This window comes from Emcibacteraceae bacterium, assembly GCA_041396985.1.
In the GTDB taxonomy this organism is placed as follows: Bacteria; Pseudomonadota; Alphaproteobacteria; order Sphingomonadales; family Emcibacteraceae; genus Pseudemcibacter.
This window is the reverse complement of record JAWKXO010000001.1, coordinates 748,293-774,153: the sequence shown is the minus strand read 5'-3', so window position 1 is coordinate 774,153 and position 25,861 is coordinate 748,293. Positions and strand designations below refer to the sequence as shown.

Sequence of the window (25,861 nt, the reverse complement as noted above, 5' to 3'; positions counted from 1 at the left end):
AATAAGACTATGGCTACTGAAAAACGTTTAAAGCGTAGAGAACGCAAAAACATCACCAATGGTGTTGCACATGTGAACAGCACATTCAACAATACCATTATTACAATTGCTGATGCACAGGGAAATACAATTTCCTGGTCAACTGCCGGTGCAATGGGCTTCAAAGGCTCCCGTAAATCGACACCATATGCGGCACAGATCGCAGGTGAAGATGCTGGTAGAAAAGCAATGGAACATGGCATCAAAACACTGGAAGTCGAAGTAAAGGGACCTGGTTCAGGTCGCGAATCGGCACTGCGTGCTTTGATGGCACTTGGAATTACCATTACTTCGATTCGTGACGTAACGCCTATCCCGCATAATGGATGCCGTGCGCCGAAACGCCGTAGAGTATAACAATTGTAGCGTGTTCAGCATATTTGCTAAATACGCTATTGATATTAAGCCTGACCTAAATAGATAAGGATTTAACCGTGATCCAAAATAACTGGCAAGAGCTAATAAAACCGACAACCCTTGAAATTATTCAAAAGGGTGCTGAAAGAAGAAAAGCAAGAGTAATTGCAGAGCCGTTAGAGCGCGGTTTTGGCATGACTCTTGGAAATGCACTGCGTCGTGTGCTCCTTTCTTCACTACAGGGTGCTGCAGTCACTTCAGTACATATTGATAATGTACTTCATGAATTTTCATCAATCGCAGGTGTCCGCGAAGATGTAACAGATATTATTCTGAACATCAAAAAGCTGGCCGTTAGCATGGATGGTGAAATTGAAGGTCCACGCCGCCTGATCCTTAAGGCATCTGGCCCGGGTGAAGTAACTGCCGGACAGATTGATGAAGTAACAGGCATTAACATTCATAATCCGGACCTGGTTATCTGTAATCTGGATGATGGTGCTGATCTTCGTATGGAGCTTACCGTTAACACAGGCAAAGGATATGTTGCAGCTGTTAAAAACCGTGCGGATGATGCGCCAATTGGCCTAATCCCGGTGGACAGCCTGTTCAGCCCTGTGACCCGTGTTAGCTATAAGGTGGATAACACTCGTGAAGGTCAGATTCTTGATTATGATAAACTGACAATGGATATTGAAACTGATGGTACGGTTACCCCGGAAGATGCGATTGCGTATGCCGCCCGTATCTTACAGGATCAGCTTCAGACATTTATCAATTTTGAAGAACCTGAAGATCTGGCAGCGGATAAGGAATCAGATGAGCCTGATTTCAACCGTAACCTTCTTCGCCGTGTTGATGAACTTGAACTTAGTGTCCGTTCAGCAAACTGCCTTAAAAACGATAACATCGTTTATATTGGTGATCTGGTTCGTAAGACAGAGGCAGAAATGCTTCGTACACCGAACTTCGGTCGTAAATCACTGAATGAAATTAAAGAAGTTCTCTCTTCAATGGGGCTTCGTCTTGGTATGGAAAATCCGGGATGGCCACCAGAGAATATCGAAGAGCTTGTAAAGAAACTGGAACAGGAATTTTAATTTAATGGGCCCGGGTCCGGTAACGGATACCCCCTCAAGGAGTAAAAGATATGCGCCATCGTAAAGCTGGGCGTAAGCTTAATAAAACTAGTAGCCATCGTAAAGCAATGTTTGCCAATATGGCTTCAGCGCTGATTAAGCATGAGCAAATTATAACAACGCTTCCTAAAGCAAAAGAACTTCGTCCGATTGTCGAACGTCTTATCACTTTGGGTAAACGCGGATCACTTCATGCACGTCGTCAGGCAATTTCAAAACTGCCTGCGTCTGATAAGGAAATCGTCCAAAAACTGTTCGATGTACTTGCTGATCGTTATAAAGAACGCAATGGTGGTTATACACGCGTGCTTAAAGCTGGTTTCCGTCATGGCGATGCCGCCCCGGTTGCTGTTATTGAGTTTGTTGACCGTGATGAGTCTGCAAAAGGCCTAAATAGCGGTCCTGTCTTTGATGATATTGAAGAAGAAGCAGTCGCTTAAGCAAAGCAACAAAATGTTATTTTTAAAAAAGCAGCTTTTAGAGCTGCTTTTTTTATTTGAATTTTTTGTTGAATTTTCCGGTTGCGCTTGCGACTGATAGTATAAAATCCTATAAATAAAGAATAGAAAAATCATTAAAAAGGAAAAAATAAAATGGCACTAAAACCAGGCGTAGTTTGCGGCGATGAATATATTGAGCTCGTAAATGCATGTAAAGAAGGTGGTTACGCACTGGCGGCTGTAAATTGCGTGGGGACCAATTCTGTCAATGCAGTGATGGAAGCGGCCGCAAAAAATAAGAGCGATGTCATAATCCAGTTGTCAAATGGCGGAAGTCAGTTTTATGCGGGTCAGGGAATGGAAGATACTTTTCAGGCAAAAGTACTTGGTGCCGTTTCTGCAGCGCAGCATGTGCATTTGCTTGCGGAACATTATGGAGTTTGTGTTGTTCTTCACACTGACCATGCTAACCGTAAACTGGTTCCATGGGTTGATGCTCTTGTTGATCATTCCGAACATTATTATAAGCAGCATGGGAAGGCCCTCTATAGCTCGCATATGCTTGATCTGTCAGAAGAGGCCATTGACGAAAATTTGAACGAATGTGCCCGTATGCTTGAGCGTATGTCAAAAATCAATATGAGCCTGGAAATTGAACTGGGAATTACCGGCGGTGAAGAAGACGGCGTTGGCCATGATATTGAAGAAGGGGCAGACAGCTCGCATTTATATACGCAGCCGGAAGATGTGCTTAAAGCTTACGATCTTTTGACACCAATAGGTCATTTTTCTGTGGCGGCCTCCTTTGGCAATGTGCATGGGGTTTATAAACCGGGCAATGTGAAGCTTCGTCCGGAAATACTTAAAAACAGTCAGGCACTGGTCAGCAAAACCCATAGCACTGGAAGTAAGCCACTAAACCTCGTTTTTCATGGTGGGTCGGGTTCTGAAAAAGACAAGATTGCGGAAGCAATTTCATATGGTGTCTTTAAAATGAATATCGATACCGATACCCAATTTGCCTTTGCCAACGGTGTTGGAAAATATGTTGACGAGCATGGAAATGCCTTCAAATTTCAGATTGATCCGGATGACGGTACACCGCTAAAGAAATTTTATGATCCTCGTAAATGGCTCAGAGCAGGGGAGCAGTCCTTTGTCGCTCGTCTTGATGAAGCGTTCGAAGACCTTGGATCAGCTGGACGGTCATTGGCAAAATAGCTGAAAGAAAATCCGGAAAAGGCAGTTTTATAAAAACTGCCTTTTTTATTTTTTGCTTTTAAAAAGCACATAATTTTGCCACTTATAAAGAATATATAACAGGATGTTATTTAATACAGTAATAGGACCGGTTATGAAAAAATTGATGAATTATGGATTTCGATATTTATCACTTTTAACGTTAACATTAGTGCTCCTGAACGCTACGGCTATAGCGCAGAATGCCAACAACAGGCGGGTCCCGTCTTCGGAAGCTGAAGTGAAACTTTCCTACGCCCCGGTTGTCCATAATGTAGCGCCAGCCGTTGTGAATATTTATACGAAACGGGTTATCAAGACCCGGACGTCACCCTTTTTAAGTGATCCATTTTTCAGTCAGTTTTTTGGTGGAACCTCGACACCAAGAGAACGGATTGAAAGGTCCCTTGGTTCAGGTGTCATTGTCAGAAACGACGGTGTGATCGTTACCAATTATCATGTTATTGATGGGGCAGATGAAATAACCGTTTCTTTGTCAGACAGACGGGAATTCGAAGCAGAAGTCATCCTGAAAGATGAAAGTGCTGATCTGGCGGTCTTAAGAATTACACCCAGAGGGGCACCGCTCAGCGTGATTGAATTTAGCGACTCAGATGACGTTCAGGTCGGTGATCTGGTACTGGCCATTGGAAATCCGTTCGGCGTTGGCCAGTCGGTGACAAGTGGGATAGTATCCGCACTGGCCCGTACGCAGGTTGGGGATGATGAATATCAGTTTTTTATCCAGACCGATGCGGCAGTAAATCCAGGCAACAGTGGTGGTGCCCTAGTTGGTATGGACGGCAAACTGGTTGGCATTAATACATCAATATATTCGCGAAGTGGCGGCTCAAATGGTATCGGGTTTGCCATTCCGGTCAGAATGGTTGAATTTGTTTTAAATGCTGCTTTAACGGATGGAAAAATTGTCCGCCCCTGGTTTGGCGCAAGCGGACAGGCGGTTTCAGCGGATATTGCTGAAAGTCTTGGCCTTGACCGTCCAGGCGGTGTGCTGGTTGATAATGTATATCCTGATAGTCCGGCTGGTCGTGCGGGACTTGAACCAGGAAATGTCATTCTTTCCATTGATGGTGAAGAAATATTTGATACTCAGGGGCTTAGATATTTTATAGCGCTTGGTAAAGTCGGTGGGGAGACAACCCTTAAAGTTCTTGATGGTGGTAAAACACGTGATGTTAAGGTTAAGCTGGAAGTGGCACCGGAAGATCCACCCCGAAATATAACAGTTCTTAGGGGGGATAATATCTTTGAAAATATTCAGGTTGGTAACCTGTCACCTGCCTTTTCAAATGAATTGGGCGTGAGCATGTTTGAAAAAGGCGTTATCATTCTTGATATTGACCGGTTAAGTCCGGTAAGGCGATTGAATGTGCTTCGTCCAGGCGATATATTCGAATCAATTGATGGTAAGGAAATAACTTCTGTTGAAGAATTACAGGATGTTCTTGATGAATCAGGGACAGATGTTTCCTTCGCCGTAAGACGCCAAGGGGGCGTTATTGAATGTATCGCACGCGGACGAGGGAGCTATAGTTGCCGATGACCTCATTATCTTTTTATGAGTGACTTATTTGAAAAAGCCGGTCTGGATGAAGGGGCTCCACGTCCTCTTGCGGATCGGTTGCGCCCAGGAAAGATTGAAGACGTTGTTGGGCAGGGGCATCTGACTGATCCCAATGGAACTTTGGGTCGTATGTTAAAGGCCGGGCATTTATCGTCCATAATTTTCTGGGGTCCCCCAGGAACAGGAAAGACCACCACAGCAAGATTGCTGGCCGAAAATGTAAATCTTTATTTCGAGCAGATATCGGCTGTTTTTTCAGGCGTTGCCGATTTAAGGAAATGTTTTGAAGCCGCGAAGGCAAGGCGCAAAACCGGACAGGGAACGCTGCTATTCGTTGATGAGATTCACCGGTTTAACCGTTCTCAACAGGATGGATTTTTACCCTATGTTGAGGATGGAACCATCGTTCTGGTTGGGGCGACGACGGAAAACCCGTCTTTTGAGCTGAATGCCGCGTTGCTTTCACGGATGCAGGTTTTGACCCTGAACAGGCTTGATAACCGTGCGATGGAGGAGCTTTTAAAAAGGGCCGAAAAGCTGGAAAGTAAAGAGCTGCCTTTAACTGCAGAAGCCAGAGCCCTTTTATATAATATGGCTGACGGTGATGGTCGCTATCTGCTTAATCTGGCAGAAATATTACTGGGTCTTGAATTTGATGCTGATCTTGACCCCAATTCACTGTTGCAGATTTTACAGAAGCGCGCTCCCGTTTATGATAAAGACCGCGAAGGTCATTATAATCTGATTTCTGCCCTTCATAAATCCTTGCGTGGCTCCGACACTGATGCAGCGCTTTACTGGGCAGCACGTATGCTGGCAGGTGGTGAGGAGCCACTATATATCCTCAGGAGGCTTGTTCGCTTTGCGGTGGAAGATATCGGTCTTGCTGATCCGCAGGCTGTGATACAGGCAAATGCCGCCCGCGAAGTATATGAATTTCTTGGCTCACCCGAAGGGGAGATAGCGATCGCCCAGGCGGTTATTTACCTGGGGACAGCACCGAAATCCAATGCAGTATATAAAGCACAAAAAGCATCATTCCGAAGAGCAAAAGAAACCGGCTCTTTAAACCCGCCGATGCATATTCTGAATGCACCGACAAAAATGATGAAGGAAATGGGATATGGCAAGGATTACCAATATGACCATGATACAGAGGACGGGTTCTCAGGACAAAACTATTTTCCGGATAATCTGCCGCGGGAAGAATTTTACAAACCCGTAACCAGAGGGTTTGAGAGAGAAATCCAGAAACGGCTTGATTATTGGAAAAAGCTCAGGTCAGAAAAAAGCTAACTGCAGAGATAGCTGCGATGAAGCGGTACATTATCCTGTTTTTTCGCCAGTTGAAATTGCATGACCACATGACCAAGATTTCTGAAAGCGCATTCTGCACTGGCGAGATAAAATTCCCACATTCTTAAAAAACGATCGTCATAAAGCTCGATAATTTTTTCTCTGTTCTCTTCAACCCGTTTTCGCCATTCGCATAATGTCTTGGCATAATGAAGTCTTAAAATCTCAACATCGGTAATATAAAGGCCGCTTTTTTCAATGGCCGGAGCAATTTCGGAAAGGGCAGGTGCATAACCGCCCGGGAAAATATATTTTTTGGTCCAGGGGTCTGTTTCCCCCGGTCCGTCAGCACGGGCTATGGTGTGGACAAGAGCTACACCATCATCTTTCAGACATTCATATATTTTTTTGAAATAGGTATTATATTGACTGCGTCCGACATGCTCGAACATGCCAACAGAGACCACACGGTCAAATTTTTCTTTCACATTACGATAATCACAAAGCTCAAAATGAACACCGTCAATTTTTTCAGCATTGCCATTCGCGACCTTTAATTGTTCTTCACTTAACGTTACGCCGGTTACGCTTGCGCCGGTCCGCTTGTTGATATGAAGACTTAACCCACCCCAGCCACAGCCAATATCAAGCACTTTATGGTCCGGTTTTAAAAGCAGCTTATTGGTGATCAGATCCATTTTATTAATCTGTGCCTGTTCAAGACTGTCATCCGGATATTTGAAGACTGCTGAAGAATATTGCCGGTTGGCATCCAGAAATAAATCATAAAGATCATCGGACAGATCATAATGATGAGCGACGTTATCTTTGGCTTTGGCAGCTTTATTCATTTGCCCGAGCCATCCTTTGAAACGGCTATATGGATCACCGCCCATAAGGTGGAACGGATTATCCGGCCGCCATTCCATATTCTTTGTTATGAAAGCAAGAAAATCATATACAGTATGAGGCGGTTCTATCGTCAGACTGCCATCCATATAGGATTCTCCGGCCTTAAGATCTGGCCAGAAGAATAATTTCCATTTCACGGATTTATTATGAAGTCTGATCGTAATTTCCGGGTCAGGGCTTCCGGAAAATTTATGTGTTTTTCCTTCTGCATCGATAACATTTAAAGTACCCTGTTTGATGAGCTTATTTAAGAATATTGATAATGGAAACATGGATCACAGTTCTATGGTTTATAATCTAATAAATTTTGATTATTTTATAATTACGGGTAAAAGACAATAATGTAAACAGTTCTATGGGAGTGATTTTTATGAATATGATTTTAGCAGTTGCAGCAGGAGGGGCCATCGGTGCGACAGGGCGGTTTCTTGTCGGTCGACTGATGTTTAATATTATGGGGCCCGGCTTTCCATGGGGCACGTTTACGGTAAATATTGTTGGATCGTTCCTGATTGGATTATTGGTTGAATTAATGGCTCTTCGTATGAATCTGGCTCACGAATGGCAGGGATTTATTGTGGTTGGGATCCTTGGCGGGTTTACGACTTTTTCTTCCTTTTCAATGGAGGTCGGACTGATGCTCGAGCGTGATCAGTTCTACACAGCGGCTATTTATATCTTTGGCACCATGTTTGCCGGAATAGTCGCATTATTTGCCGGTATTTTTGCCGGCCGTACGGTTCTATAAGGATAGTTTATGTCTGGCGTAACACGTGAATATGTCAAGGACAGTGAAAGTGACTGGCGGCTTGATAAATGGTTTAAAGTTCATTTTCCAGGGCTTAGTTATGGACGATTGTCAAAAATCTTGCGTAAGGGTGAAGTGCGGGTTGACGGGAAACGGGTAAAGGCAAACTTTCGACTAGAAGGTGGTATGGAAATCAGACTTCCACCGCTGGGAAAGGAAGAAAGAACACAATTGGACAAACCCAAAGCGGTTAATAAAATCTCGGACGATGATGCAGCACTGATGCGCAATATGGTCATCTATCAGGATGACAGTGTTATTGTCCTGAACAAGTTACCGGGTCTGGCGGTACAGGGTGGGACAAATACTCCGCGTCATGTTGATGGTATGCTGGGCGCATTGCAGGGAAAATCAAAAGAAAAACCGAAACTGGTTCATCGGATAGATAAAGACACCAGCGGGATACTTGTCATCGCTCGCACGGCGGCAAGCGCAAAAAAACTTACCGAAAGTTTCAAAAAAAGAAAAACCAATAAAATATATTGGGCGTTGGTGAAGGGGCGGCCCAGCCAGATGGAGGGGGTCATTCAGGCGCCACTTGATAAGGAACCGGGGTCACGGGGGGAGCGAATGGCGGTTTCAGATGACGGAAAACGCGCGGTGACAGATTTTAAAATGATGGATAGTGCCGCAGATACGGCAACCTGGATGGCATTCAGACCCGTAACCGGCAGAACCCATCAGATCAGGGTCCATGCAACGTTGCTCGGAACGCCAATTGTCGGTGATGGTAAATATGGCGGCAAGGATGCTTTTATTGACGGTCCTGTCAGCAGGAAACTCCACTTGCATGCAAGATCGCTTGACATTGACCATCCGGATGGGGGCACTCTATCGGTTAAGGCGGCACTTCCCACCCACATGAAGGAAAGCTGGGCATTATTTGGTTTTGATGACGATGATATCAGTGACCCGTTTGAGGAAATGGATGATGTCTAGTGATCTGAAGCTGGCGATATTTGATTGTGATGGAACGCTGGTCGATGGTCAGCATATGATTATAAGTTCCATGAAAATGGCCAGTGAGAGATGCAATATTCCTTATCCCGGTGATGAGCCGGTCAGACGAATTGTCGGGCTTTCACTATATGAAGCGATTACACGGGTTTATCCTGACCTAAAGGAAATTGACCATGGTCGGCTGCAGAAGGAATTTATTGAACATTTCCAGTTTTTAAGAACGCTGGATGATCAGCATGAGCCTTTATATGATGGCGTAAGAGAAGTGATCCTCGAACTTGATAAGATGGGAATATTGCTTGGGATCGCGACGGGTAAGTCTTCAAGAGGTTTAAAAAAGACACTTCATAATCACGGGCTTGACGGACATTTTGTTACCTTGAATACGGCCGATGATGGTCCGGGGAAACCCGACCCGTCCATGATTAATGTCGCCCTTGCAGAAACCGGTGTCAAAAAAGAAAATGCAGTGATGATCGGTGATACCACCTATGATATGATTATGGCAAAACAGGCCGGCGTCAGATCGGTCGGTGTAACATGGGGCTATCATGAAACACATGAGCTAATATCGTCTGGAGCCCATCATATTATCAGTCATATTTCCGAACTTGTCGAATTGATGAAAGAGTAAATGAAAAGATTTTATAAACAAGTAACCGTAGAAAAGGAAAACGGCGGGTATTTTGTATTACTGGATGGAAAAAAAGTAAAAACGCCAGAAAAAAGCCCTTGTCTCATGCCTACCCGGAAAATGGCAGAAGCCGTTGCCAAGGAATGGGATGATCAGGATAAGGATATAAAACCGGCGACTATGCCTATTTTTAAACTTGTAAATACGGCCATTGACCGAGTTGGAAAAAGAAGAGAAGAGCTGATCAATGAAATGATCAGCTTTGCCGGCAGTGATCAGCTTTGTTATCGTGCTGAAGCACCTGATACTCTTGTTGAATTACAGAACAGCATGTGGAATCCATTGCTGGACTGGTTAAAGGATCAATTTGACATAAAGCTAAAATTATCAACGGGCATAATTTTTGTTGAGCAGGATCGTGTGCAACTGGATAAATTTCGTATAATTTTTGAAAAAATGGAAAGTTTTGAGCTAACGGCCCTATATACCATGATCACTGTAACTGGCTCTGTAACAGTCGGGTTAAGTCTTTTCAGTGGTCACCAAAGCCTTGAACAGGCATGGGAAGCAGGCCATCTGGATGAGAATTTTCAAGCATCAGAATGGGGAATTGATGAAGAGGCGGAACGAAGAAGATCAGCATTAAAAACTGAGCTGGCAAATGCTGACTATTTTCTAAAACTGACCCGGGGGCAGGAAACAAAAAAATAAGTTGTAGGGCAGGGTGTTTTTATGTTACTGATTGGTAACATTATTGTTGGGAGAGAATAAATGCAGGATATCCTTGATAAACTTGAGGAAAGGCGGCAGTCCGCCCGTTTAGGCGGTGGCGAGGCACGAATTAACGCTCAGCATGCCAAAGGGAAGCTTACGGCGCGTGAGAGGATTGAACTGCTGGTGGATGCAGGAAGTTTCGAAGAATATGACATGTTTAAGGAACATCGATCCATCGATTTCGGCATGGAAAATAACAAAGTGGCCGGTGATGGTGTTGTCATCGGGTCCGGTACTGTAAATGGTCGCCTGATTTTTGTTTATAGTCAGGATTTTACGGTTTTTGGTGGGTCGCTTTCAGAGACACACGCGGAAAAAATCTGCAAAATAATGGAAATGGCAATGAAAAACGGTGCACCGATTATCGGCATTAATGATTCCGGTGGCGCCCGTATTCAGGAAGGGGTATCAGCCCTTGCCGGATATGCGGAAGTCTTTCAGCAGAATGTGCTTGCATCCGGCGTTGTTCCGCAAATTTCCCTTATTATGGGGCCCTGTGCCGGTGGGGCTGTATATTCACCGGCTATGACAGATTTCATTTTTATGGTCAAGGATAGCTCCTACATGTTTGTGACCGGCCCCGATGTGGTTAAAACGGTGACCAATGAAACCGTAACTCAGGAAGAATAAGGTGGCGCAACCACCCACACGGTCCGTTCCGGCGTTGCGGACCATGCCTATGAAAATGATGTGGAAGCGATTAAACAGACAAGACGACTGATCGATTTTCTGCCCCTCAATAACAGGGAAAAACCACCAACAAGACAGACATTTGATAAGCGTGACCGTGAAGAAGAATCGCTCGATAGCCTTATCCCGGCCAATCCAAATCATCCCTATGATATGCACGAGCTAATCCGGAAGACAGTTGATGAAGGCGATTTTTTTGAAATTCAACCTAAATATGCCAAAAATATCATTACCGGTTTTGCCCGGATTGAGGGCTCAACAGTCGGCATTGTCGCCAACCAGCCGATGGTGTTAGCAGGTTGCCTTGATAATGATGCGTCCAGAAAAGCGGCTCGCTTTGTGCGGTTCTGTGACTGTTTCAGTATTCCAATCATTACTTATGTTGATGTGCCCGGGTTCCTGCCGGGTACGGCGCAGGAATATGGCGGGGTGATCAAACATGGGGCCAAGCTGCTTTTTGCTTATGGTGAAGCGACGGTTCCAAAAATTACGATCATTACTCGTAAAGCCTATGGCGGTGCCTATGATGTGATGGCCTCCAAGCATTTGCGGGGAGACCTTAATTTCGCTTGGCCAACGGCGGAAATTGCCGTAATGGGCGCGGAAGGGGCGGTGAAAATTATTTTCAGGGAAGAAGCAAAGGACCCGGAAAAACTTGTCGCAAAAACAAATGAATATTCAGAAAAATTTGCAAACCCCTTTGTTGCCGCCCGTCGCGGCTATATTGATGATGTGATCATGCCCCACGCGACCAGACGGCGGATCAGCCGTGGCCTCAGAATGCTTAAAAATAAAGATCTCCAGAATCCCTGGAAAAAACACGACAATATACCGCTTTAGGAGTGAGAGATGTTTAAAAAAATTCTTATTGCAAACCGGGGGGAAATTGCCTGTCGTGTTATTAAAACGGCCCGAAAAATGGGTATTGCCACAGTGGCGGTTTATTCCGATGTGGATGCCGATGCCCTTCATGTCAGGATGGCGGATGAAAAAGTTCGTATTGGTCCTGCTCCTGCCACAGATAGTTATCTGGATGCAGAAAAAATAATTGCAGCCGCAAAAACCACAGGCGCGGATTCCATTCATCCGGGATATGGATTTTTATCGGAAAATGCAGATTTCTGTGAAAAGCTGGAAGCAGCGGGCATAACATTTATCGGTCCCAACAGGAACGCAATAGGTGTTATGGGGGATAAAATATCTTCAAAGAAGCTGGCGGAAAAAGCAAGGGTTAACACCATTCCCGGTTATCTTGGTGTCATTAAAGATGCTGAGGAAGCTGTAAAGGTCGCAAATGAAATCGGCTATCCTGTTATGTTAAAGGCATCAGCAGGCGGTGGCGGTAAAGGCATGCGTGTTGTCTATAATGACAACGAGGCAAGGGAAGGGTTTAAGTCTGCTGTCAACGAGGCAAAATCAAGTTTTGGCGATGATCGTGTTTTTGCCGAAAAATTCATTGAAAACCCAAGGCATATTGAAATTCAGGTGCTTGGTGATAATCATGGCAATGTGATTTATCTTGCGGAGCGGGAATGTTCAATTCAACGCAGGCATCAGAAGGTTATTGAGGAAGCACCCAGCTCGTTTCTGCATATGGAAACGCGCGTTAAAATGGGTAACCAGTCTGTCGCGCTGGCTAAAGCGGTAAATTATAATTCTGCCGGAACCGTCGAGTTTATTGTCGATAAGGACCAGAATTTCTATTTCCTTGAAATGAATACAAGGCTTCAGGTGGAGCATCCGGTAACCGAGCTGGTCACTGGGATAGATCTGGTGGAGCAGATGATTAGAGTAGCAGCAGGTGAAAGTCTGTCCATTACCCAGGATAAAGTCATGATCAACGGCTGGGCGATTGAAGCCCGTGTCTATGCGGAAGATCCGCTGCGTGGATTCCTGCCCTCAACCGGTCGGGTCACAAACTATATTGAGCCCGAGCAGAATGAAAATATTCGTATAGATAGCGGTATTTTTGAGGGAAGCGAAATCAGCATTTATTATGATCCGATGATATCCAAGGTCATTGCTTATGGGTCTGACCGTGATGAGGCAATAGCAAAATTACGACTTGCACTTGATGAATATTATATTCGTGGGGTCGGCCATAATATTGCATTCTTGTCTGACGTTCTTAAATCCCCGCGCGTTCAAAACGGTGACATTTCAACCAAATTTATTGAAGAAGAATATGAAGATGGCTTTAACGGTGGCAGTGTAAGCCTTGAAGCTTGGAATATAATGATTGCGGTGGCAACCACCGTTCATTCCTGTGAAGTAGGTCGCCAATCAACCATCAGCGGCCGAATGAACGAGGAAAGCAGTTCTTTTTCAGAAACCTGGCAGGTGCAGATTGATGGCGAAGTTCAGCCGGCGAATTTCCTGATGACACAGGCTGGCTGTAATGTCATTACGGGTGGTCTTGTCTATAGTGTGGAAACGCTATGGGCGCCGGGGATGCCAGTGTTTTCAGCGGTCATCAATGATGAAAAAGTAAGCGTTGAAGTTGAATATCTTTCAGACGGCTACCGTCTGACTTATGACGGGGCCAGTGAGGTTATATACGTCAGAAGCCAGAGAGAACAGGAACTGGCATCCTATATGATTGAAAAAGCCCCGGTTGATATGTCAAAATATCTGCAATGTCCAATGCCGGGCCTTGTCGTTTCAATTGATGTGGCCGAAGGCGAAGACGTAAAAGAAGGACAGAAGCTTTGTGTCATTGAGGCTATGAAAATGGAAAATATACTTTGTGCAGAACAGGATGGCAGAGTATCCAAAATTTCAGCAGTGGCAGGGGGAAGCCTTGCTGTTGACGAAATCATAATGGAATTTGAGTGATCCATGCTTGAGCCAGGTCATATAGCCCGCCGGCTATTGATCAGCGGTCGTGTCCAGGGGGTCTTTTTTCGGGACTGGACAGTCAGGCATGCCAGAGAGTTACATCTGGATGGCTGGGTCAGGAACAGAACAGATGGAACGGTAGAAGCTCTTTTTGTCGGGCCGGAAGATGTAGTGAATAAAATGATTAATTACTGTAGAAATGGGCCACCGAGATCAAAGGTGGACGGCATTGAAATTGCTGAAGCAATCGGGATTACCAAAAAAGGATTTTACCAGAAGCCAACGGTCAATATTCAGGAACGACGCGGTCATTAATTTTGGTTCTCAAAAATATCCGACCATGTATTTTTGAGTGCTGCATCCAGATCATTCATATTAACAGGCAGTCCGAGATCAACCAGTGATGTGACCCCGTGATCTGATATGCCGCAGGGGACAATGCCGCCATAATGGCTGAGATCCGGTTCAACGTTAATGCAAATTCCGTGAAAAGTGACCCATTTTCTTACCCTGACACCAATGGCGGCAATTTTGTCTTCGCGGCCCCCATCACGTTCAACCCAGACCCCAACCCGCCCTTCGCGTGTTTCGCCCTTAACATTAAACTGGGCCAAAGTATTGATCACCCATTTTTCAAGATTTGCGACAAACTGCCTTACATCGCGACCGCGCTTGTTTAAATCAAGCATTACATAAGCAACGCGCTGCCCGGGACCGTGGTAAGTATATTGTCCGCCACGCCCGGCATCATATACCGGAAAACGGTTAGGGGACAGCAGATCGGATATTTTGGAAGACGTTCCCGCCGTATAAAGCGGGGGATGCTCCACAAGCCAGACCAGTTCGCTTTCATTTCCCGCATGAATATCAGAAACACGCTTTTCCATAAAATCGACGGCCTGCTGATAATCGGTCAGGCCGCTGCTTATTTTCCATGTAATTTTATCTGAAGCCATGCTATTTATATCTTTGCAAAATTAACCAAAAAATAACTATAATGTTTCACTGTTGGTGGTATATATTTATATCACTCTCATGTGAAGTATAAAGGCTTATTAAATGTCACAAGCTATCGAAGATGTCGAAATTGAACTTACCGTCGTGCTCGGTCAGAGCCTGATGCCGGTAAAGCAACTCCTCAAATTAGGACGTGGTGCTGTCATCGAGCTTCAGGAACATTGTGACAGTCCGGTGAAAATTTATGCAAATGGTGAACTGATTGCCAAAGGTGAAATTATGGTTTCCGGCGAAAATATAGGGATTACGTTGCTTGAGGGTGTTAAGAGTTTTCGTGAACTTGGTTTTATAAAAAAATAGCTGTAAATGCATATTTCTATTGCACTTGTCTGTTTCATTTGATACTTCACCACAATTGATTTACCAAACTACGAAAATGCGGTCGTGGCGGAATTGGTAGACGCGCAGCGTTGAGGTCGCTGTGGGAGTTGATCCCGTGGAAGTTCGAGTCTTCTCGACCGCACCATTTTCATAAAAATATCTCATTTAAATGTCTTTGAAATAAGCTGACATCATTGTCTTCTTTTAAGGCGTGTTTCTCATTTTTCTTCAAGTCTTGCGTGTTTGTATGAAAACGTTATATAATAGCGCCTGGGCAATTTAATAGTATGAGTTTAAGTAAATATATTATGAGGAGTAACTGATGTTTCATCGGCTGGTTAATAAAACAATCTGTATCGTTCTGTTGAGTATTCTGGGTATAACCAGTGGACATGCAAAAGATATCTCAATAAATTATATAGCAAATTCAACGGTTCGTATTACCGATGGTGAACATGTTCTGTTCACAGATTTCCCATATGTTTCAGGCGCTTATGATTATATGCAATATACATATCCTTATTTTGTTGAACAGGATAATGATGTGACAACACTGATATCCAATCGTCTGACGGATCATTTTGATCCGGAAGTCTTTTTAACGTTGGGCTGGAAAATTATTGCACCGGCAGAAGTGGTTGGTGACTTGCAGAAACGTTACCTGGCCCTTAAAGAAGAAAGAGACAGAGTCGTTGCCGATTTAAAAAGAAATCAGGAAATTGATCAGGCAATCAATCCGGGTTCAGTGGTAAATATCACGCTGCCGGATCCGATCCTTGAGCCAAAAACATCAGTGGTTGAAGAAAATATGCTTTTTGGCCCGATGCAAATCACCGCTATTAAAACGCCGTCTGCACAGACTGAACATTATTCTTATCTGGTGGAATGGGGCGGAAGAAAGCTTTACTTCAGTGGCGATACTGGTGATGTAAAGCATCTGGCGACTCTGCCGGAAACAGATATCGCATTCCTGTCACCATGGCTTTTTGAAAATGCCAGAAAAGAAAATGCACTGCCAAAAACAAAGAAACTGGTGATATATCATCATAAAGATGCTGAAATTATTCCCAATTGTTTCAATTGTGTTGTGCCGCAAAAAGGCGAATATATCCCGTTTGAGTAGCATTAAGCGCTATTTAACGTAAAAAAAATTTTTTGTTGTTGCGTTGAGGCGTGATTTATTCTTTCATGGTATCCGAAAAAACAAATCAAATTTTGTGGGAGATGTCATGATTAATTTAGGAATAAAGTCCCCTATGTTAAAGGGAATGGTCTGTGCTGCGGCACTTTTGCTTGTCGCCTGTAGCGAGCAGGGTGGAAGCAGTTCTGCTGATGCGGAAAAAGATAATAGTGTTGAAGCTATTCATAAGCGGGTCGTCACGCTTGATACACACGTTGATATTCACGAGGATATGACGTTTGATCCGGTATATGATCCAGGCACTGACACACCACAGCAGGTTGATCTGGGCAAAATGGAAGCGGGCGGGCTTGATGCAGCATTTTTCATTGTTTATGTCGGACAGGGACCAAGGGACGAGGCAGGCAATGCTATGTCGAAAGAAAAAGCTCTTCGTAAATTCAGCGCTATCCACAGAATGACAGAGTTTTATCCGGAACGTATCGGTTTTGCCTATACGCCAGATGAGTTTGAACAGATTGCCGCTAGCGGGCGTAAGGTAGCCTCAATCGGTATCGAAAATGGTTATGTTATTGGTAAAGACCTGTCTTTGATTGAAGACTTTCATAACCGCGGCGCCCGCTATATGACATTGGCTCATAATGGCCATAATGATATCTGTGACAGTGCCCAGCCATTGGCACGTCTGGACGATGTTCCTGAAGAGCATGGTGGTGTTAGCGAATATGGCTATAAAGTCATCGATGAAATGAATCGTGTTGGCATGATGGTCGATATTTCACATGTGTCTTTCAATTGTATGATGCAGGCAACAAAATATTCAAAAGCCCCGGTTATTGCTTCTCACTCAGGAGTATGGGCGTTATCCAAGCATGTAAGAAATCTGAATGATGAGCAGCTTAAGGCACTTGCCGCATCTGGCGGCGTTGTTCAAATCGTTGGTCTTGATGAATTTGTAAAATATTATCCTGAGAAGCAGCCGGAAGTTGATGCATTACGTGCCTCTGTCGTTGCGGCGAATGGCGGAACAGAATGGGATTCTGAAATATATGGAAAAGATCCCGCATATTTGGCAGGCATGGAAGAATTAAATAAAAAATACCCGCCAGCCAATGTGAAGGATTTTGTTGATCATATAGACTATGCCGTAAAATTAATCGGGATCGATCATGTTGGCATTTCATCTGATTTTGATGGCGGCGGTGGTCTTAACGGGTGGAACAATGCTGCTGAAACTATGAATGTCACAAAAGAACTGGTGACTCGTGGTTACACAGAAGAAGAAATTGCAAAAATCTGGAGCGGTAATACAGTCGCGCTTTGGCGGCGGGTCAATGCTGTTGCCGATCAGTTGCAGGGTAAATAAAAAAGTATAGTTAAACCGATTTTTTAATTCCAAAAGACTCCGGTAGCGGTTCTGCGCTATCGGGGTGTTATGGTTTGCATATTTTGACTTAAGGGGAAAATAATGAATGTATTTAAGCTAATTACAACAGGCATGTTGATCACATTTGCCTTTATTCTTACGAGCTGTTCGCAACAATCAGGGGAAAGTTCCAAAGAAGCCAAAGTTATGGATCAGGATGAGATTGTAGCCGGTATTCATAAACGGGTAATGACGTTGGATACTCATGTTGATATTAACGAAGATATGACATTTGATCCTAAATATGACCCGGGAACGAGGACCGGGCAGCAGGTGGATCTGGTCAAAATGGATGAAGGTGGACTGGATGCAGCATTTTTTATCGTTTATATGGGACAAACCAAAAGAACCGAAGAAGGTTATGCAGAAGCCAAGAGAATTGCGCTAAGGAAGTTTGATGCTATTCACAGAATGGTAGAAATGTATCCTGATCAAATTGGATTTGCCTATACAACTGAACAGGCCAGAGAAATATACAAATCAGGGCGAAAAGTTGCTATGATTGGTATCGAAAATGGATATGCCATTGGCAAGGATTTATCACTAATTGAAGATTATTATAACCGCGGCGCCAGATATATGACGTTGGCCCATAATGGCCATAATGATATTTGTGACAGTGCCCAACCACAGGAAAGCCTGGGTGATGGCCCTGAAGAACATGGTGGTGTCAGTGAATTTGGCTATAAAGTCATTGATGAAATGAACCGTGTTGGCATGATGGTTGATATTTCCCATGTATCTTTTAACTGCATGATGCAGGCAACAAAATATACAAAAGTTCCGCCGATTGCCTCTCATTCCGGTGTCTATGCCCTGGCACAGCATGTGCGCAATATGACAGATGAACAGATGATTGCTCTTGCTGATGCCGGCGGTGTTATGCAGGTGGTCGCCTATAGTGATTATGTTAAATTTTATCCGGAAGCGGCATCTGTGAGGGCTAAAATGCTTCAGGAAGTCGCCGAAAAACTCGGCGATGATAAATTTGATTTTAAAAAGCATATGGGCACACCTGAATTTGCGGAAGCCTATAAGAAATATCTTGAACTATTCCCGCCTGGAACAGTGGAAGAATATGTGGACCACATCGATTATGCTGTAAATTTAATAGGTATTGATCATGTTGGTATTGCGTCTGATTTTGATGGGGGTGGCGGCATAACCGGCTGGAACAATGCCTCAGAAACCATGAATGTTACCAAAGAGCTGGTCAAGCGCGGATATACCGAAGAGCAGATCGCTAAAATCTGGAGCGGAAACACACTAGCCCTTTGGGAACGTGTTAATGAAGCAACCGCAAAATTAAATATGAAAAATTAGTCATTTCAAATCCCCTTATATAGGCTCTGCCTGTAAGGGGGATTTGCTTTGAGGGGAGAGTGAAATGAAAAAAATCATTAAATTGGGTATATTGTTTTTTGCGTATCTATTGCCTGTGCAGGTTTTTGCACAGAATGACGGTTTAAAAATATACATTTCTGTTGATTTGGAAGGAATAGCTGGAACTGTAACAGGTGAGCAGCTTGGACCAACCGGATTTGAATATGAGCGCTTTCGCAAATTTGCAACCGCTGAGACCGTCGCAGCTGTTGAAGCAGCGTTTGAGGCCGGCGCAACTGAGGTTCTCGTTAGTGATTCTCATGGAAATGGTCAGAATTTGCTCATTGAAGAATTTCCTGAAAATGTCAAAGTGGTCAGATCATGGCCCCGTAAGCTTGGCATGATGCAGGGGATTGAGGAAGGTGGCTTCGATGGCGCTATTTATATTGGATATCATTCAAGCACCAATAATATGAAAGGCGTACGTGCCCATACCAAATCAAGTGCAGACCTGACAGGTCTTAAACTGAACGGCAAAATTGCCAGCGAAGGCTATTTTAACGCCGCCATAGCCGGTGAGTTTGGTGTGCCGATTATCATGGTGTCCGGTGATGAGGATGCTGTCAACGAAGTCAGGGATGAGGTTGGCGATATGGAAGGGGCCGTTGTTAAATGGGGCTACAGCTTCCATGCGGCAAAATCACTTCATCCTGCTGCTTCGCGTAAACTGATTGCAGAAAAGGTAAAAGCAGCCATCGCCCGTATTGAGGATTTTAAGCCCCTGAAACTTAAAGGTCCAATCACTATGGATATGAGCTTTAAAAATTATCGTGTCAGTGAGATGCTTGCTTATCTGCCTCAATTTGAACGAATTGATAGTCATACTATCCGTTATGTCGGACCGGATATGATTGATGTATCTACCATTGCGACATTTATAACAGGGTATAGTCTGGAGCTGGCACCATAATGAGCGCATATTTAATTCTGGATGTGGATATTCACGATCCTGTTAAATATAAGGAATATATGCTAAAGGCCAAGCCGCTGGTTGAAAAATATGGTGGAAAATACCATGTGCGCGGTGGACCTTTTGTGGTCATGGATGGTGATTGGCAGCCAACGCGACTTGTGGTCATTGAATTTCCGGATATGGAAACCGCCAAAGCAATGTATACAGGTGAGGAATATGCGCCGATTAAGGCAATCAGGCATTCCTGCAGTACAGGGCATACGGTCATTGTGGATGGACAATAAGGTACAGGAAAAAGATGTTTAAAAAAATTACATTCGTATTATTTTTGTTTTTGTCCGCCTGTGCCACACCTTCACAGGATGCACGCATTGAGATTTTTCCTAAAGTTAATCCTTCTGAAATAGGAATGGGAACGACATTGGCCATTACGGTCGATGATGCCCGATCAACAGGTGTGATTGGAACCATGGGCAAAGAAAGCCAGATTGTCACCAGTCAGGATCTGGCTGAGGTTATAGGATTATCTCTTGTTGACAGCTTTTCAAAACAGGGCTTTACAGTTAGTTCGGCAAGTGATTCATCAGCTGTTAATATGGTGGTTTCCCTTGAAGATCTCAGCTACTCAAAAGACGGTAATCTGGTTACAACAGATGTGGAAACCAAATCAAGGATAAAAGTGGATGTCAGCAGCAAAGGGTTTATCCGTACCTATTCAAATTCTGAGGAAAGGACGGTTCCATTTTCATCAAATGAGGACACGAATAACTCACAGTTAAGGAGTATTCTTGAAAACCTTGTAGAGAAAATTGTTAATGACCAGGAGCTGATTGACGCTTTAAGACGTTAATTCATCACTGCTTTAAATGCGGCAAGGCATTTTTCTACATTTTCAATTCTTGCACTATGCCCCATCAGACCGACACGCCATACTTTCCCAGCAAGTGCCCCAAGCCCGGCGCCAATTTCCAGATTATGATCATTGAGCAGCTTCGCACGAATTGCCGCTTCATCTGTTATGTGGTCGGGAATAAGAATGGTATTAAGCTGCGGCAGGGCGTATTTCTCATCGACCAGATATTTGATCCCCATGGCATTAAATCCTTCACGTAGTTTTTGCGACATTTCTGTATGACGTTTCCAAGCATTTTCCAGACCTTCTTCATGAAGTATTAGCAGGCTTTCATGGAGAGCATAAATAGCATTAACGGGTGCAGTATGATGATAGGAACGTCCACCTTCGCCGTCCCAGTATCCCATGACAAGATTTAAATCCATAAACCAGCTTTGTACCGGTTTTTCGCGTTTCTTAATTTTCTCAATCGCCCGATCATTAAAACTTACCGGTGATATTCCCGGAGGGCAGGATAAACATTTTTGGGATCCTGAATAAATGGCGTCAATGCCCCATCCATCAACGTCCAGTTCAGATCCCCCAAGGGAGGTAACAGCATCGACAATGGTCAGGCAGTTATGAGTGCGGGCAATTTCGCATAATGTCTTGGTATCAGACGCGACTCCGGTGGATGTTTCTGCGGCGACAAAGGCGACTATTTTAACATCTGGATTGGCATTTAGCTCTGCTTCCACTTTATCGGTTGAAACCGGTTTACCCCATTCATCGTTAACGACAATTGCTTCACCGCCGCAGCGAATGACATTTTCAACCATGCGTGTTCCAAAAACACCATTTACACAGACAATGACCTTATCACCTTTTTCTACAAGATTGGCAAAACAGGTTTCCATGCCGGCAGAACCGGGGGCAGAAACCGGAAAAGTCAGTTTATTTTTGGTTTTAAAGGCATATCTAAGAAGTATTTTAATTTCATCCATCAATTTTTGAAATGCAGGGTCAAGGTGGCCGATGGTCGGACGGGACATTGCTTCAAGGACTCGTGGGGAAACGTCAGATGGGCCTGGCCCCATGAGAGTTCTTATTGGCGGGATGAATGACTTCATGCTTATTCGCTTTCTTTTAAATCATTAAAAATAATTTGAAACTTAAGTCATCTTTTCAAATATGAAAAGGATATATGTGGAAAAAGATAAACATTTTGTATAACCTCATGATCATAAAAGCTATAAAGCCTATAATTTTAAACCTATCAGGGGAATTTAATGAGCATTGCAAGCGAAAATAATTCAGGGGAAAATGAGTCACAGATGGAAGATGTGCGTCCTGTGTCACCTGAATTTGTTTCCGAAATTGTTCACGCGCTTGAAAATGAAGACAGAGAGCAAATTGACTTTCTGTTGGAGCCCCTGCATAGCGCCGATGTTGCGGACGTTTTTGAACAGCTTGATGATGCTGACCGCAAAATTCTGACGGCATTTATCGGTCCCAAAATGGAGCCTGATGTACTGTCCGAGCTTGATGCCAGTACGCTTGATGCTGTTCTCAACGAAATGGATAATGCCGACGTTGCCCGTGTCATCACGCAAATGGAAAGTGATGATGCGGTCCACGTGCTAGAAGATCTTGATCTTGTTGACCAGAGGGAAATTATTGATGCACTTCCGGATGAGGACAGGATTGCCATTGAAGAAGGTCTTTCCTATCCGGAGGAAAGTGCCGGACGGCTTCTGCAAAGAACGCTTGTGTCTGTTCCAGGGCGCTGGACGGTTGGTAAGGTAATTGATTATTTTAGAACCGACAAAGAGCTGCCGGATGAATTTTATGAAATTTTTGTCGTTGATCCAATGCATCATCCTATTGGTACGGTTGCTTTAAATAAAATTATCCGCAGCGGCAGGGACGTAAAAATCAGAGATATTATGGATGATGATCCGACAGTCGTGCCGGTCGAAATGGATCAGGAAGAGGTTGCCTATCTTTTCCGTCAATATGACTTAACCTCCATGGGAGTGGTGGACAGCAGTGGACGGTTGATCGGTATGATTACTGTCGATGACGTGGTTGATGTTATTGAAGAGGAAGCGGAAGAAGATTTGATGCGGATGGCCGGTATTCGTGATACGGACATTACGGAAGGTGTTCTGGAGGCTTCTAAAAACAGGGTCATCTGGTTGATTGTTAACCTGGGGACAGCAATATTGGCATCTGCAGTGATTTCGTTATTTGATGCAACTATCGAACAGATGGTTGCTCTTGCCGTATTGATGCCGATTGTGGCATCAATGGGTGGAAATGCAGGTACCCAAACCATGACAGTGACAGTCAGGGCAATTGCCACCCGGGATCTGACATCCAGCAACGTTCGCAGAATTATATTTCGGGAATTGCTCATTGCTCTTTTAAATGGGGCAATCATTGCTGCCATTATTGGCGGGCTTTGTTGGGTCTGGTTTAATAGTCCGGCGCTTGGCGGAGTTATGGGTATTGCGATGGTTGTTAATATTATCATGGCAGGTCTGGCAGGAATTCTGGTGCCGGTTACATTGGATAAGCTGGATATCGACCCGGCACTGGCGAGCAGCATTTTTGTTACAACGATTACCGATGTCGTTGGCTTCTTCGCTTTTCTCGGATTAGCGGCGGCAGTGCTTTTGTAATTATGACTATTCACATTATAAAATTATGTGTTGGTGTGGACAGTGTTGAGCATCTTATGGAACTGCGAAAAAACAACCCAAGATACCGAACCCTTGATTACCATTATCATATCACAAGATTTAAGCCGAAAAAGGCCGAGGAGATATTGGATGGCGGGTCAATTTATTGGGTGATTAAAGGCTTTATCCTGGCCCGGCAGCGGATTATCGGTTTTGAGGATGTTCAGACAGATCAGGGGGTAAAATGTATGATCAAAATGGACAAGAAAGTCCATCTGACAGAATGTCAGCCACGCAGAGCCTTTCAGGGGTGGCGATATTTTGAAGAAAATGCGGCACCTAAGGATGTATCTGAAAAGAGTGAAGTGGCAGAAATGCCAATGGAGCTAAAAAATGATCTTAAGACTCTGGGGTTACTCTGAGTTCTTCATAAGGGGTTTTTTGAAGCCTGGCCTTATCAAATGCCCGCATGTTGTTGCTGTTCATAATATTGTTGAGGTTATCAATATATTCAAAGCCCAGCTCAGAGTAATAAAGTAATGTAAATAACAAATCTTCATTGACTTTAATCTGGTCTGTTGATGGAAATTTACTTCTTTCCATTCTGAAATCTTTATAGGCAGGATGTGTATTCAAATTTAGGGCATAGCTTTCTACTGCGCTGATAAGACTATTAAATTTTCTTATACTATGAGATTCGCCTTGTTCTCTTTCCAATGGGACCACGCCTTTTTCATCATTCCATGTCCATTGCCCATAGAGAGCGTTGGCATCCTGGGCAAATCGGGACGTTCCCCAGCCAGTTTCAATAGCGGACTGTGCAAGCGCCAGTGATGGGGGGATTATGTTCATACGTGAATAAAGCTCATTAATATCAAACTCATCCATACGGTAACGAATCATTTTACGTCTTAGCCAGTAAAGTTCATCCAGTGATGCATCACCATTAAGTTCAATGGACTTCATAATTTCAATCAGTCTGCTCCGCTCATAACGGATAAACTGATTTACTTTCAAAATTGGGGGCAAAAGTGATTCAATGAACAATCTTTTTTTATCTTTAAGGTCATCTAATTTCGTCAGTTCACGGGGCAATTTTTTCAAAAATAAATTGGGAACAGTTGATTTCCCTTTTCTAATTTCATCCAGATTATAACCATAGGCTGCGAATCTCTTTATGACATTCTCACCGTCTTCAATGTTAATTTGATCGACCAAAGAGACCGTGGAGAAGCTTTTTCTGCTCTGATTCACCTCATATACCGAAATATACACAGGTAAATAGACAAAAGCGGCAATCAAAAACAAAAAAAATAATGCTTTTTTGCCAAAAGATGAAGATTCTCGTCGTAAGCTACTAGCCATATATATCCTAAACGGGTAAATTGATGCCCTTGCGGATGTATAATAATATAGTGAGTTTCCAATTGCCAGATTTTTAGATATTTGGGATTTAGGTCTAAAAAACAATACCTGGCAGGGGAGTGGAGAAGGAAATGCCGAAAAATAATAACAGGGCACATATAATTGTTGTTGGCAATGAGAAGGGTGGCTCAGGAAAATCAACAACAGCAATGCATATAGTTGTCAGTTTGATGAAAAGAAATTTTAATGTTTCTGTTGTCGACCTTGATGCACGACAAAAATCTTTGTCGCGTTATCTGGAAAACAGATTAAATTATGCCACGAAACATGATCTGAAGTTATCAATTCCGGATGTATATATATTGTCGCGCTCAATGCAGGGCGATATTGACAATATGATGTTTGAAGATACGAAAAACTTTTCAGAACTGATGGAAGAATTGCATAAAGACTCTGATTTTATTCTTATTGATTGTCCGGGAACGGATTCTAACCTTTCACGTTTGGCCCATAGTGTCGCCGATACCCTGATTACCCCGATTAATGACAGTTTTGTCGATCTAGACCTTCTGGCAAGTGTCAACCCTGATACGTTTAAAGTCGACAAGCTTAGTCATTACAGTGAGATGGTATGGGACGCCCGTAAGCATAGGGCTATGACGGACCGGGGGACGATTGACTGGGTTGTGATGCGAAACAGAACATCATCACTGGATGCCATCAATAAAAGACGTGTTAATAATGCACTGAAAGAACTCCAAAAAAGAATTTCATTCAGATATATTCAGGGGCTTGGAGAGAGGGTTATATACCGTGAGTTGTTTCCAAGAGGCTTAACCCTTGTTGATATGCGTGATACTGATGAAAAAGTGACGATGTCTCATATAGCCGCCAGACAGGAAATAAGACGATTGATGAATGATTTGAAACTTCCTGGCTGGCAGGAAGAGGTTGTCGAGAAAAAGAGACAGGGTGTTGGGTTTTAATGCCTTATTTGATAATAATTATAGGCGCAGTTATCTTATATTTTGCGCTTTCTAATTACCTGAAGAACCAACCTGAAAAATT

26 protein-coding genes, 1 tRNA gene and 1 pseudogene are annotated in these 25,861 nt (G+C 43.7%); 24 read left to right on the top strand and 4 right to left on the bottom strand.

Annotated elements, in window-relative coordinates:
* Nucleotides 1–9: 9 nt before the first annotated feature.
* The 6 genes from rpsK to R3D86_03670 all read left to right on the top strand — a co-directional run bounded on the left by rpsK (nucleotide 10) and on the right by R3D86_03670 (nucleotide 6,095).
* Complete coding sequence (gene rpsK / locus R3D86_03695) at nucleotides 10–396, top strand: 30S ribosomal protein S11 (GenBank protein MEZ5757306.1); 387 nt, start codon at nucleotides 10–12, stop codon at nucleotides 394–396.
* 77 nt (nucleotides 397–473) lie between these two features.
* Nucleotides 474–1,496: a DNA-directed RNA polymerase subunit alpha gene (locus R3D86_03690; protein MEZ5757305.1), complete on the top strand. Its 1,023-nt coding sequence runs from the start codon at nucleotides 474–476 to the stop codon at nucleotides 1,494–1,496.
* A 50-nt stretch (nucleotides 1,497–1,546) separates the two neighbouring features.
* Nucleotides 1,547–1,975 (top strand): 50S ribosomal protein L17, encoded by a 429-nt coding sequence (gene rplQ, locus R3D86_03685; GenBank protein MEZ5757304.1) that lies wholly within the window; start codon nucleotides 1,547–1,549, stop codon nucleotides 1,973–1,975.
* A gap of 153 nt (nucleotides 1,976–2,128) precedes the next feature.
* Complete coding sequence (gene fbaA / locus R3D86_03680) at nucleotides 2,129–3,196, top strand: class II fructose-bisphosphate aldolase (GenBank protein ID MEZ5757303.1); 1,068 nt, start codon at nucleotides 2,129–2,131, stop codon at nucleotides 3,194–3,196.
* 133 nt (nucleotides 3,197–3,329) lie between these two features.
* Complete coding sequence (locus R3D86_03675; GenBank protein MEZ5757302.1) at nucleotides 3,330–4,778, top strand: Do family serine endopeptidase; 1,449 nt, start codon at nucleotides 3,330–3,332, stop codon at nucleotides 4,776–4,778.
* Between the two features lie 15 nt (nucleotides 4,779–4,793).
* A complete protein-coding gene (locus tag R3D86_03670) occupies nucleotides 4,794–6,095 on the top strand; it encodes a replication-associated recombination protein A (protein MEZ5757301.1) in 1,302 nt (433 codons plus the stop codon).
* On the opposite strand, the gene R3D86_03665 is transcribed toward R3D86_03670, so the two are convergent.
* Entirely contained in the window at nucleotides 6,092–7,279 is a 1,188-nt protein-coding gene (locus R3D86_03665; GenBank protein MEZ5757300.1) for a cyclopropane-fatty-acyl-phospholipid synthase family protein, read from the bottom strand. The two genes, R3D86_03670 and R3D86_03665, sit on opposite strands and share 4 nt — an antisense overlap.
* A 98-nt stretch (nucleotides 7,280–7,377) precedes the next feature.
* Here R3D86_03665 and crcB point away from each other — a divergent pair, with 98 nt between their 5' ends.
* The 7 genes and pseudogenes from crcB (at nucleotide 7,378) to R3D86_03630 (ending at nucleotide 14,026) form a co-directional block, all read left to right on the top strand.
* Nucleotides 7,378–7,755: a fluoride efflux transporter CrcB gene (gene crcB, locus R3D86_03660; GenBank protein MEZ5757299.1), complete on the top strand. Its 378-nt coding sequence runs from the start codon at nucleotides 7,378–7,380 to the stop codon at nucleotides 7,753–7,755.
* A gap of 9 nt (nucleotides 7,756–7,764) precedes the next feature.
* Entirely contained in the window at nucleotides 7,765–8,754 is a 990-nt protein-coding gene (locus R3D86_03655; protein MEZ5757298.1) for an RluA family pseudouridine synthase, read from the top strand.
* A complete protein-coding gene (locus R3D86_03650) occupies nucleotides 8,744–9,409 on the top strand; it encodes an HAD-IA family hydrolase (protein MEZ5757297.1) in 666 nt (221 codons plus the stop codon). Before R3D86_03655 ends, R3D86_03650 begins: the two co-directional genes overlap by 11 nt.
* A complete protein-coding gene (locus tag R3D86_03645; GenBank protein MEZ5757296.1) occupies nucleotides 9,410–10,120 on the top strand; it encodes an ATP12 family protein in 711 nt (236 codons plus the stop codon).
* A 60-nt stretch (nucleotides 10,121–10,180) separates the two neighbouring features.
* Nucleotides 10,181–11,713, top strand: a pseudogene (locus tag R3D86_03640) (acyl-CoA carboxylase subunit beta).
* 9 nt (nucleotides 11,714–11,722) lie between these two features.
* On the top strand, nucleotides 11,723–13,708 hold the full coding sequence (locus tag R3D86_03635; protein ID MEZ5757295.1) for an acetyl/propionyl/methylcrotonyl-CoA carboxylase subunit alpha: 1,986 nt from the start codon (nucleotides 11,723–11,725) through the stop codon (nucleotides 13,706–13,708).
* 3 nt (nucleotides 13,709–13,711) lie between these two features.
* Nucleotides 13,712–14,026, top strand: a complete 315-nt coding sequence (locus R3D86_03630) for an acylphosphatase (protein ID MEZ5757294.1) — start codon at nucleotides 13,712–13,714, stop codon at nucleotides 14,024–14,026.
* Here the strand turns inward: R3D86_03630 and lipB are convergent.
* Nucleotides 14,023–14,667: a lipoyl(octanoyl) transferase LipB gene (lipB, locus tag R3D86_03625; protein ID MEZ5757293.1), complete on the bottom strand. Its 645-nt coding sequence runs from the start codon at nucleotides 14,665–14,667 to the stop codon at nucleotides 14,023–14,025. The two genes, R3D86_03630 and lipB, sit on opposite strands and share 4 nt — an antisense overlap.
* 103 nt (nucleotides 14,668–14,770) lie before the next feature.
* Here lipB and R3D86_03620 point away from each other — a divergent pair, with 103 nt between their 5' ends.
* The 8 genes from R3D86_03620 (at nucleotide 14,771) to R3D86_03585 (ending at nucleotide 20,762) form a co-directional block, all read left to right on the top strand.
* Entirely contained in the window at nucleotides 14,771–15,028 is a 258-nt protein-coding gene (locus R3D86_03620) for a FliM/FliN family flagellar motor switch protein (protein ID MEZ5757292.1), read from the top strand.
* Between the two features lie 78 nt (nucleotides 15,029–15,106).
* Nucleotides 15,107–15,194, top strand: a tRNA-Leu gene (locus R3D86_03615).
* A gap of 177 nt (nucleotides 15,195–15,371) precedes the next feature.
* Nucleotides 15,372–16,172: a hypothetical protein gene (locus R3D86_03610; protein ID MEZ5757291.1), complete on the top strand. Its 801-nt coding sequence runs from the start codon at nucleotides 15,372–15,374 to the stop codon at nucleotides 16,170–16,172.
* Nucleotides 16,173–16,278: 106 nt separating this feature from the next.
* Nucleotides 16,279–17,556 (top strand): dipeptidase, encoded by a 1,278-nt coding sequence (locus tag R3D86_03605; protein MEZ5757290.1) that lies wholly within the window; start codon nucleotides 16,279–16,281, stop codon nucleotides 17,554–17,556.
* Between the two features lie 102 nt (nucleotides 17,557–17,658).
* Nucleotides 17,659–18,939: a dipeptidase gene (locus R3D86_03600; GenBank protein ID MEZ5757289.1), complete on the top strand. Its 1,281-nt coding sequence runs from the start codon at nucleotides 17,659–17,661 to the stop codon at nucleotides 18,937–18,939.
* A gap of 64 nt (nucleotides 18,940–19,003) precedes the next feature.
* The gene (locus R3D86_03595; GenBank protein ID MEZ5757288.1) at nucleotides 19,004–19,909 is read left to right on the top strand and encodes a M55 family metallopeptidase; all 906 of its coding nucleotides are present in this window, start codon (nucleotides 19,004–19,006) and stop codon (nucleotides 19,907–19,909) included.
* Nucleotides 19,909–20,196, top strand: a complete 288-nt coding sequence (locus R3D86_03590; GenBank protein MEZ5757287.1) for a DUF1330 domain-containing protein — start codon at nucleotides 19,909–19,911, stop codon at nucleotides 20,194–20,196. Before R3D86_03595 ends, R3D86_03590 begins: the two co-directional genes overlap by 1 nt.
* A gap of 14 nt (nucleotides 20,197–20,210) precedes the next feature.
* Entirely contained in the window at nucleotides 20,211–20,762 is a 552-nt protein-coding gene (locus tag R3D86_03585) for a YajG family lipoprotein (GenBank protein MEZ5757286.1), read from the top strand.
* On the opposite strand, the gene R3D86_03580 is transcribed toward R3D86_03585, so the two are convergent.
* On the bottom strand, nucleotides 20,759–21,874 hold the full coding sequence (locus tag R3D86_03580) for an alanine--glyoxylate aminotransferase family protein (protein ID MEZ5757285.1): 1,116 nt from the start codon (nucleotides 21,872–21,874) through the stop codon (nucleotides 20,759–20,761). The genes R3D86_03585 and R3D86_03580 overlap by 4 nt on opposite strands.
* A 159-nt stretch (nucleotides 21,875–22,033) precedes the next feature.
* Here R3D86_03580 and mgtE point away from each other — a divergent pair, with 159 nt between their 5' ends.
* A complete protein-coding gene (gene mgtE, locus R3D86_03575) occupies nucleotides 22,034–23,428 on the top strand; it encodes a magnesium transporter (protein ID MEZ5757284.1) in 1,395 nt (464 codons plus the stop codon).
* Between the two features lie 2 nt (nucleotides 23,429–23,430).
* On the top strand, nucleotides 23,431–23,850 hold the full coding sequence (locus R3D86_03570) for a DUF1489 domain-containing protein (GenBank protein MEZ5757283.1): 420 nt from the start codon (nucleotides 23,431–23,433) through the stop codon (nucleotides 23,848–23,850).
* On the opposite strand, the gene R3D86_03565 is transcribed toward R3D86_03570, so the two are convergent.
* Nucleotides 23,828–24,793 (bottom strand): glucosaminidase domain-containing protein, encoded by a 966-nt coding sequence (locus R3D86_03565; GenBank protein MEZ5757282.1) that lies wholly within the window; start codon nucleotides 24,791–24,793, stop codon nucleotides 23,828–23,830. The genes R3D86_03570 and R3D86_03565 overlap by 23 nt on opposite strands.
* Before the next feature lie 131 nt (nucleotides 24,794–24,924).
* On the opposite strand from R3D86_03565, the gene R3D86_03560 reads away from it, so the two are divergent.
* The gene (locus R3D86_03560) at nucleotides 24,925–25,779 is read left to right on the top strand and encodes a division plane positioning ATPase MipZ (protein ID MEZ5757281.1); all 855 of its coding nucleotides are present in this window, start codon (nucleotides 24,925–24,927) and stop codon (nucleotides 25,777–25,779) included.
* Nucleotides 25,780–25,861: the final 82 nt, after the last annotated feature.

Excerpts from the sequence above, each read along its gene's own strand:
- R3D86_03580 (MEZ5757285.1), bottom strand. The coding sequence starts at position 21,874 with ATGAAGTCATTCATCCCGCCAATAAGAACTCTCATGGGGCCAGGCCCA.
- R3D86_03665 (MEZ5757300.1), bottom strand. The coding sequence starts at position 7,279 with ATGTTTCCATTATCAATATTCTTAAATAAGCTCATCAAACAGGGTACT.
- R3D86_03600 (MEZ5757289.1), top strand. The coding sequence starts at position 17,659 with ATGAATGTATTTAAGCTAATTACAACAGGCATGTTGATCACATTTGCC.
- R3D86_03630 (MEZ5757294.1), top strand. The coding sequence starts at position 13,712 with ATGCTTGAGCCAGGTCATATAGCCCGCCGGCTATTGATCAGCGGTCGT.
- rpsK (MEZ5757306.1), top strand. The coding sequence starts at position 10 with ATGGCTACTGAAAAACGTTTAAAGCGTAGAGAACGCAAAAACATCACC.
- crcB (MEZ5757299.1), top strand. The coding sequence starts at position 7,378 with ATGAATATGATTTTAGCAGTTGCAGCAGGAGGGGCCATCGGTGCGACA.
- R3D86_03650 (MEZ5757297.1), top strand. The coding sequence starts at position 8,744 with ATGATGTCTAGTGATCTGAAGCTGGCGATATTTGATTGTGATGGAACG.
- R3D86_03610 (MEZ5757291.1), top strand. The coding sequence starts at position 15,372 with ATGTTTCATCGGCTGGTTAATAAAACAATCTGTATCGTTCTGTTGAGT.
- R3D86_03560 (MEZ5757281.1), top strand. The coding sequence starts at position 24,925 with ATGCCGAAAAATAATAACAGGGCACATATAATTGTTGTTGGCAATGAG.
- R3D86_03645 (MEZ5757296.1), top strand. The coding sequence starts at position 9,410 with ATGAAAAGATTTTATAAACAAGTAACCGTAGAAAAGGAAAACGGCGGG.
- R3D86_03675 (MEZ5757302.1), top strand. The coding sequence starts at position 3,330 with ATGAAAAAATTGATGAATTATGGATTTCGATATTTATCACTTTTAACG.
- R3D86_03670 (MEZ5757301.1), top strand. The coding sequence starts at position 4,794 with ATGAGTGACTTATTTGAAAAAGCCGGTCTGGATGAAGGGGCTCCACGT.
- R3D86_03635 (MEZ5757295.1), top strand. The coding sequence starts at position 11,723 with ATGTTTAAAAAAATTCTTATTGCAAACCGGGGGGAAATTGCCTGTCGT.
- R3D86_03620 (MEZ5757292.1), top strand. The coding sequence starts at position 14,771 with ATGTCACAAGCTATCGAAGATGTCGAAATTGAACTTACCGTCGTGCTC.
- lipB (MEZ5757293.1), bottom strand. The coding sequence starts at position 14,667 with ATGGCTTCAGATAAAATTACATGGAAAATAAGCAGCGGCCTGACCGAT.
- R3D86_03590 (MEZ5757287.1), top strand. The coding sequence starts at position 19,909 with ATGAGCGCATATTTAATTCTGGATGTGGATATTCACGATCCTGTTAAA.
- mgtE (MEZ5757284.1), top strand. The coding sequence starts at position 22,034 with ATGAGCATTGCAAGCGAAAATAATTCAGGGGAAAATGAGTCACAGATG.
- R3D86_03565 (MEZ5757282.1), bottom strand. The coding sequence starts at position 24,793 with ATGGCTAGTAGCTTACGACGAGAATCTTCATCTTTTGGCAAAAAAGCA.
- R3D86_03585 (MEZ5757286.1), top strand. The coding sequence starts at position 20,211 with ATGTTTAAAAAAATTACATTCGTATTATTTTTGTTTTTGTCCGCCTGT.
- fbaA (MEZ5757303.1), top strand. The coding sequence starts at position 2,129 with ATGGCACTAAAACCAGGCGTAGTTTGCGGCGATGAATATATTGAGCTC.
- R3D86_03655 (MEZ5757298.1), top strand. The coding sequence starts at position 7,765 with ATGTCTGGCGTAACACGTGAATATGTCAAGGACAGTGAAAGTGACTGG.
- R3D86_03605 (MEZ5757290.1), top strand. The coding sequence starts at position 16,279 with ATGATTAATTTAGGAATAAAGTCCCCTATGTTAAAGGGAATGGTCTGT.
- R3D86_03595 (MEZ5757288.1), top strand. The coding sequence starts at position 19,004 with ATGAAAAAAATCATTAAATTGGGTATATTGTTTTTTGCGTATCTATTG.
- R3D86_03570 (MEZ5757283.1), top strand. The coding sequence starts at position 23,431 with ATGACTATTCACATTATAAAATTATGTGTTGGTGTGGACAGTGTTGAG.
- rplQ (MEZ5757304.1), top strand. The coding sequence starts at position 1,547 with ATGCGCCATCGTAAAGCTGGGCGTAAGCTTAATAAAACTAGTAGCCAT.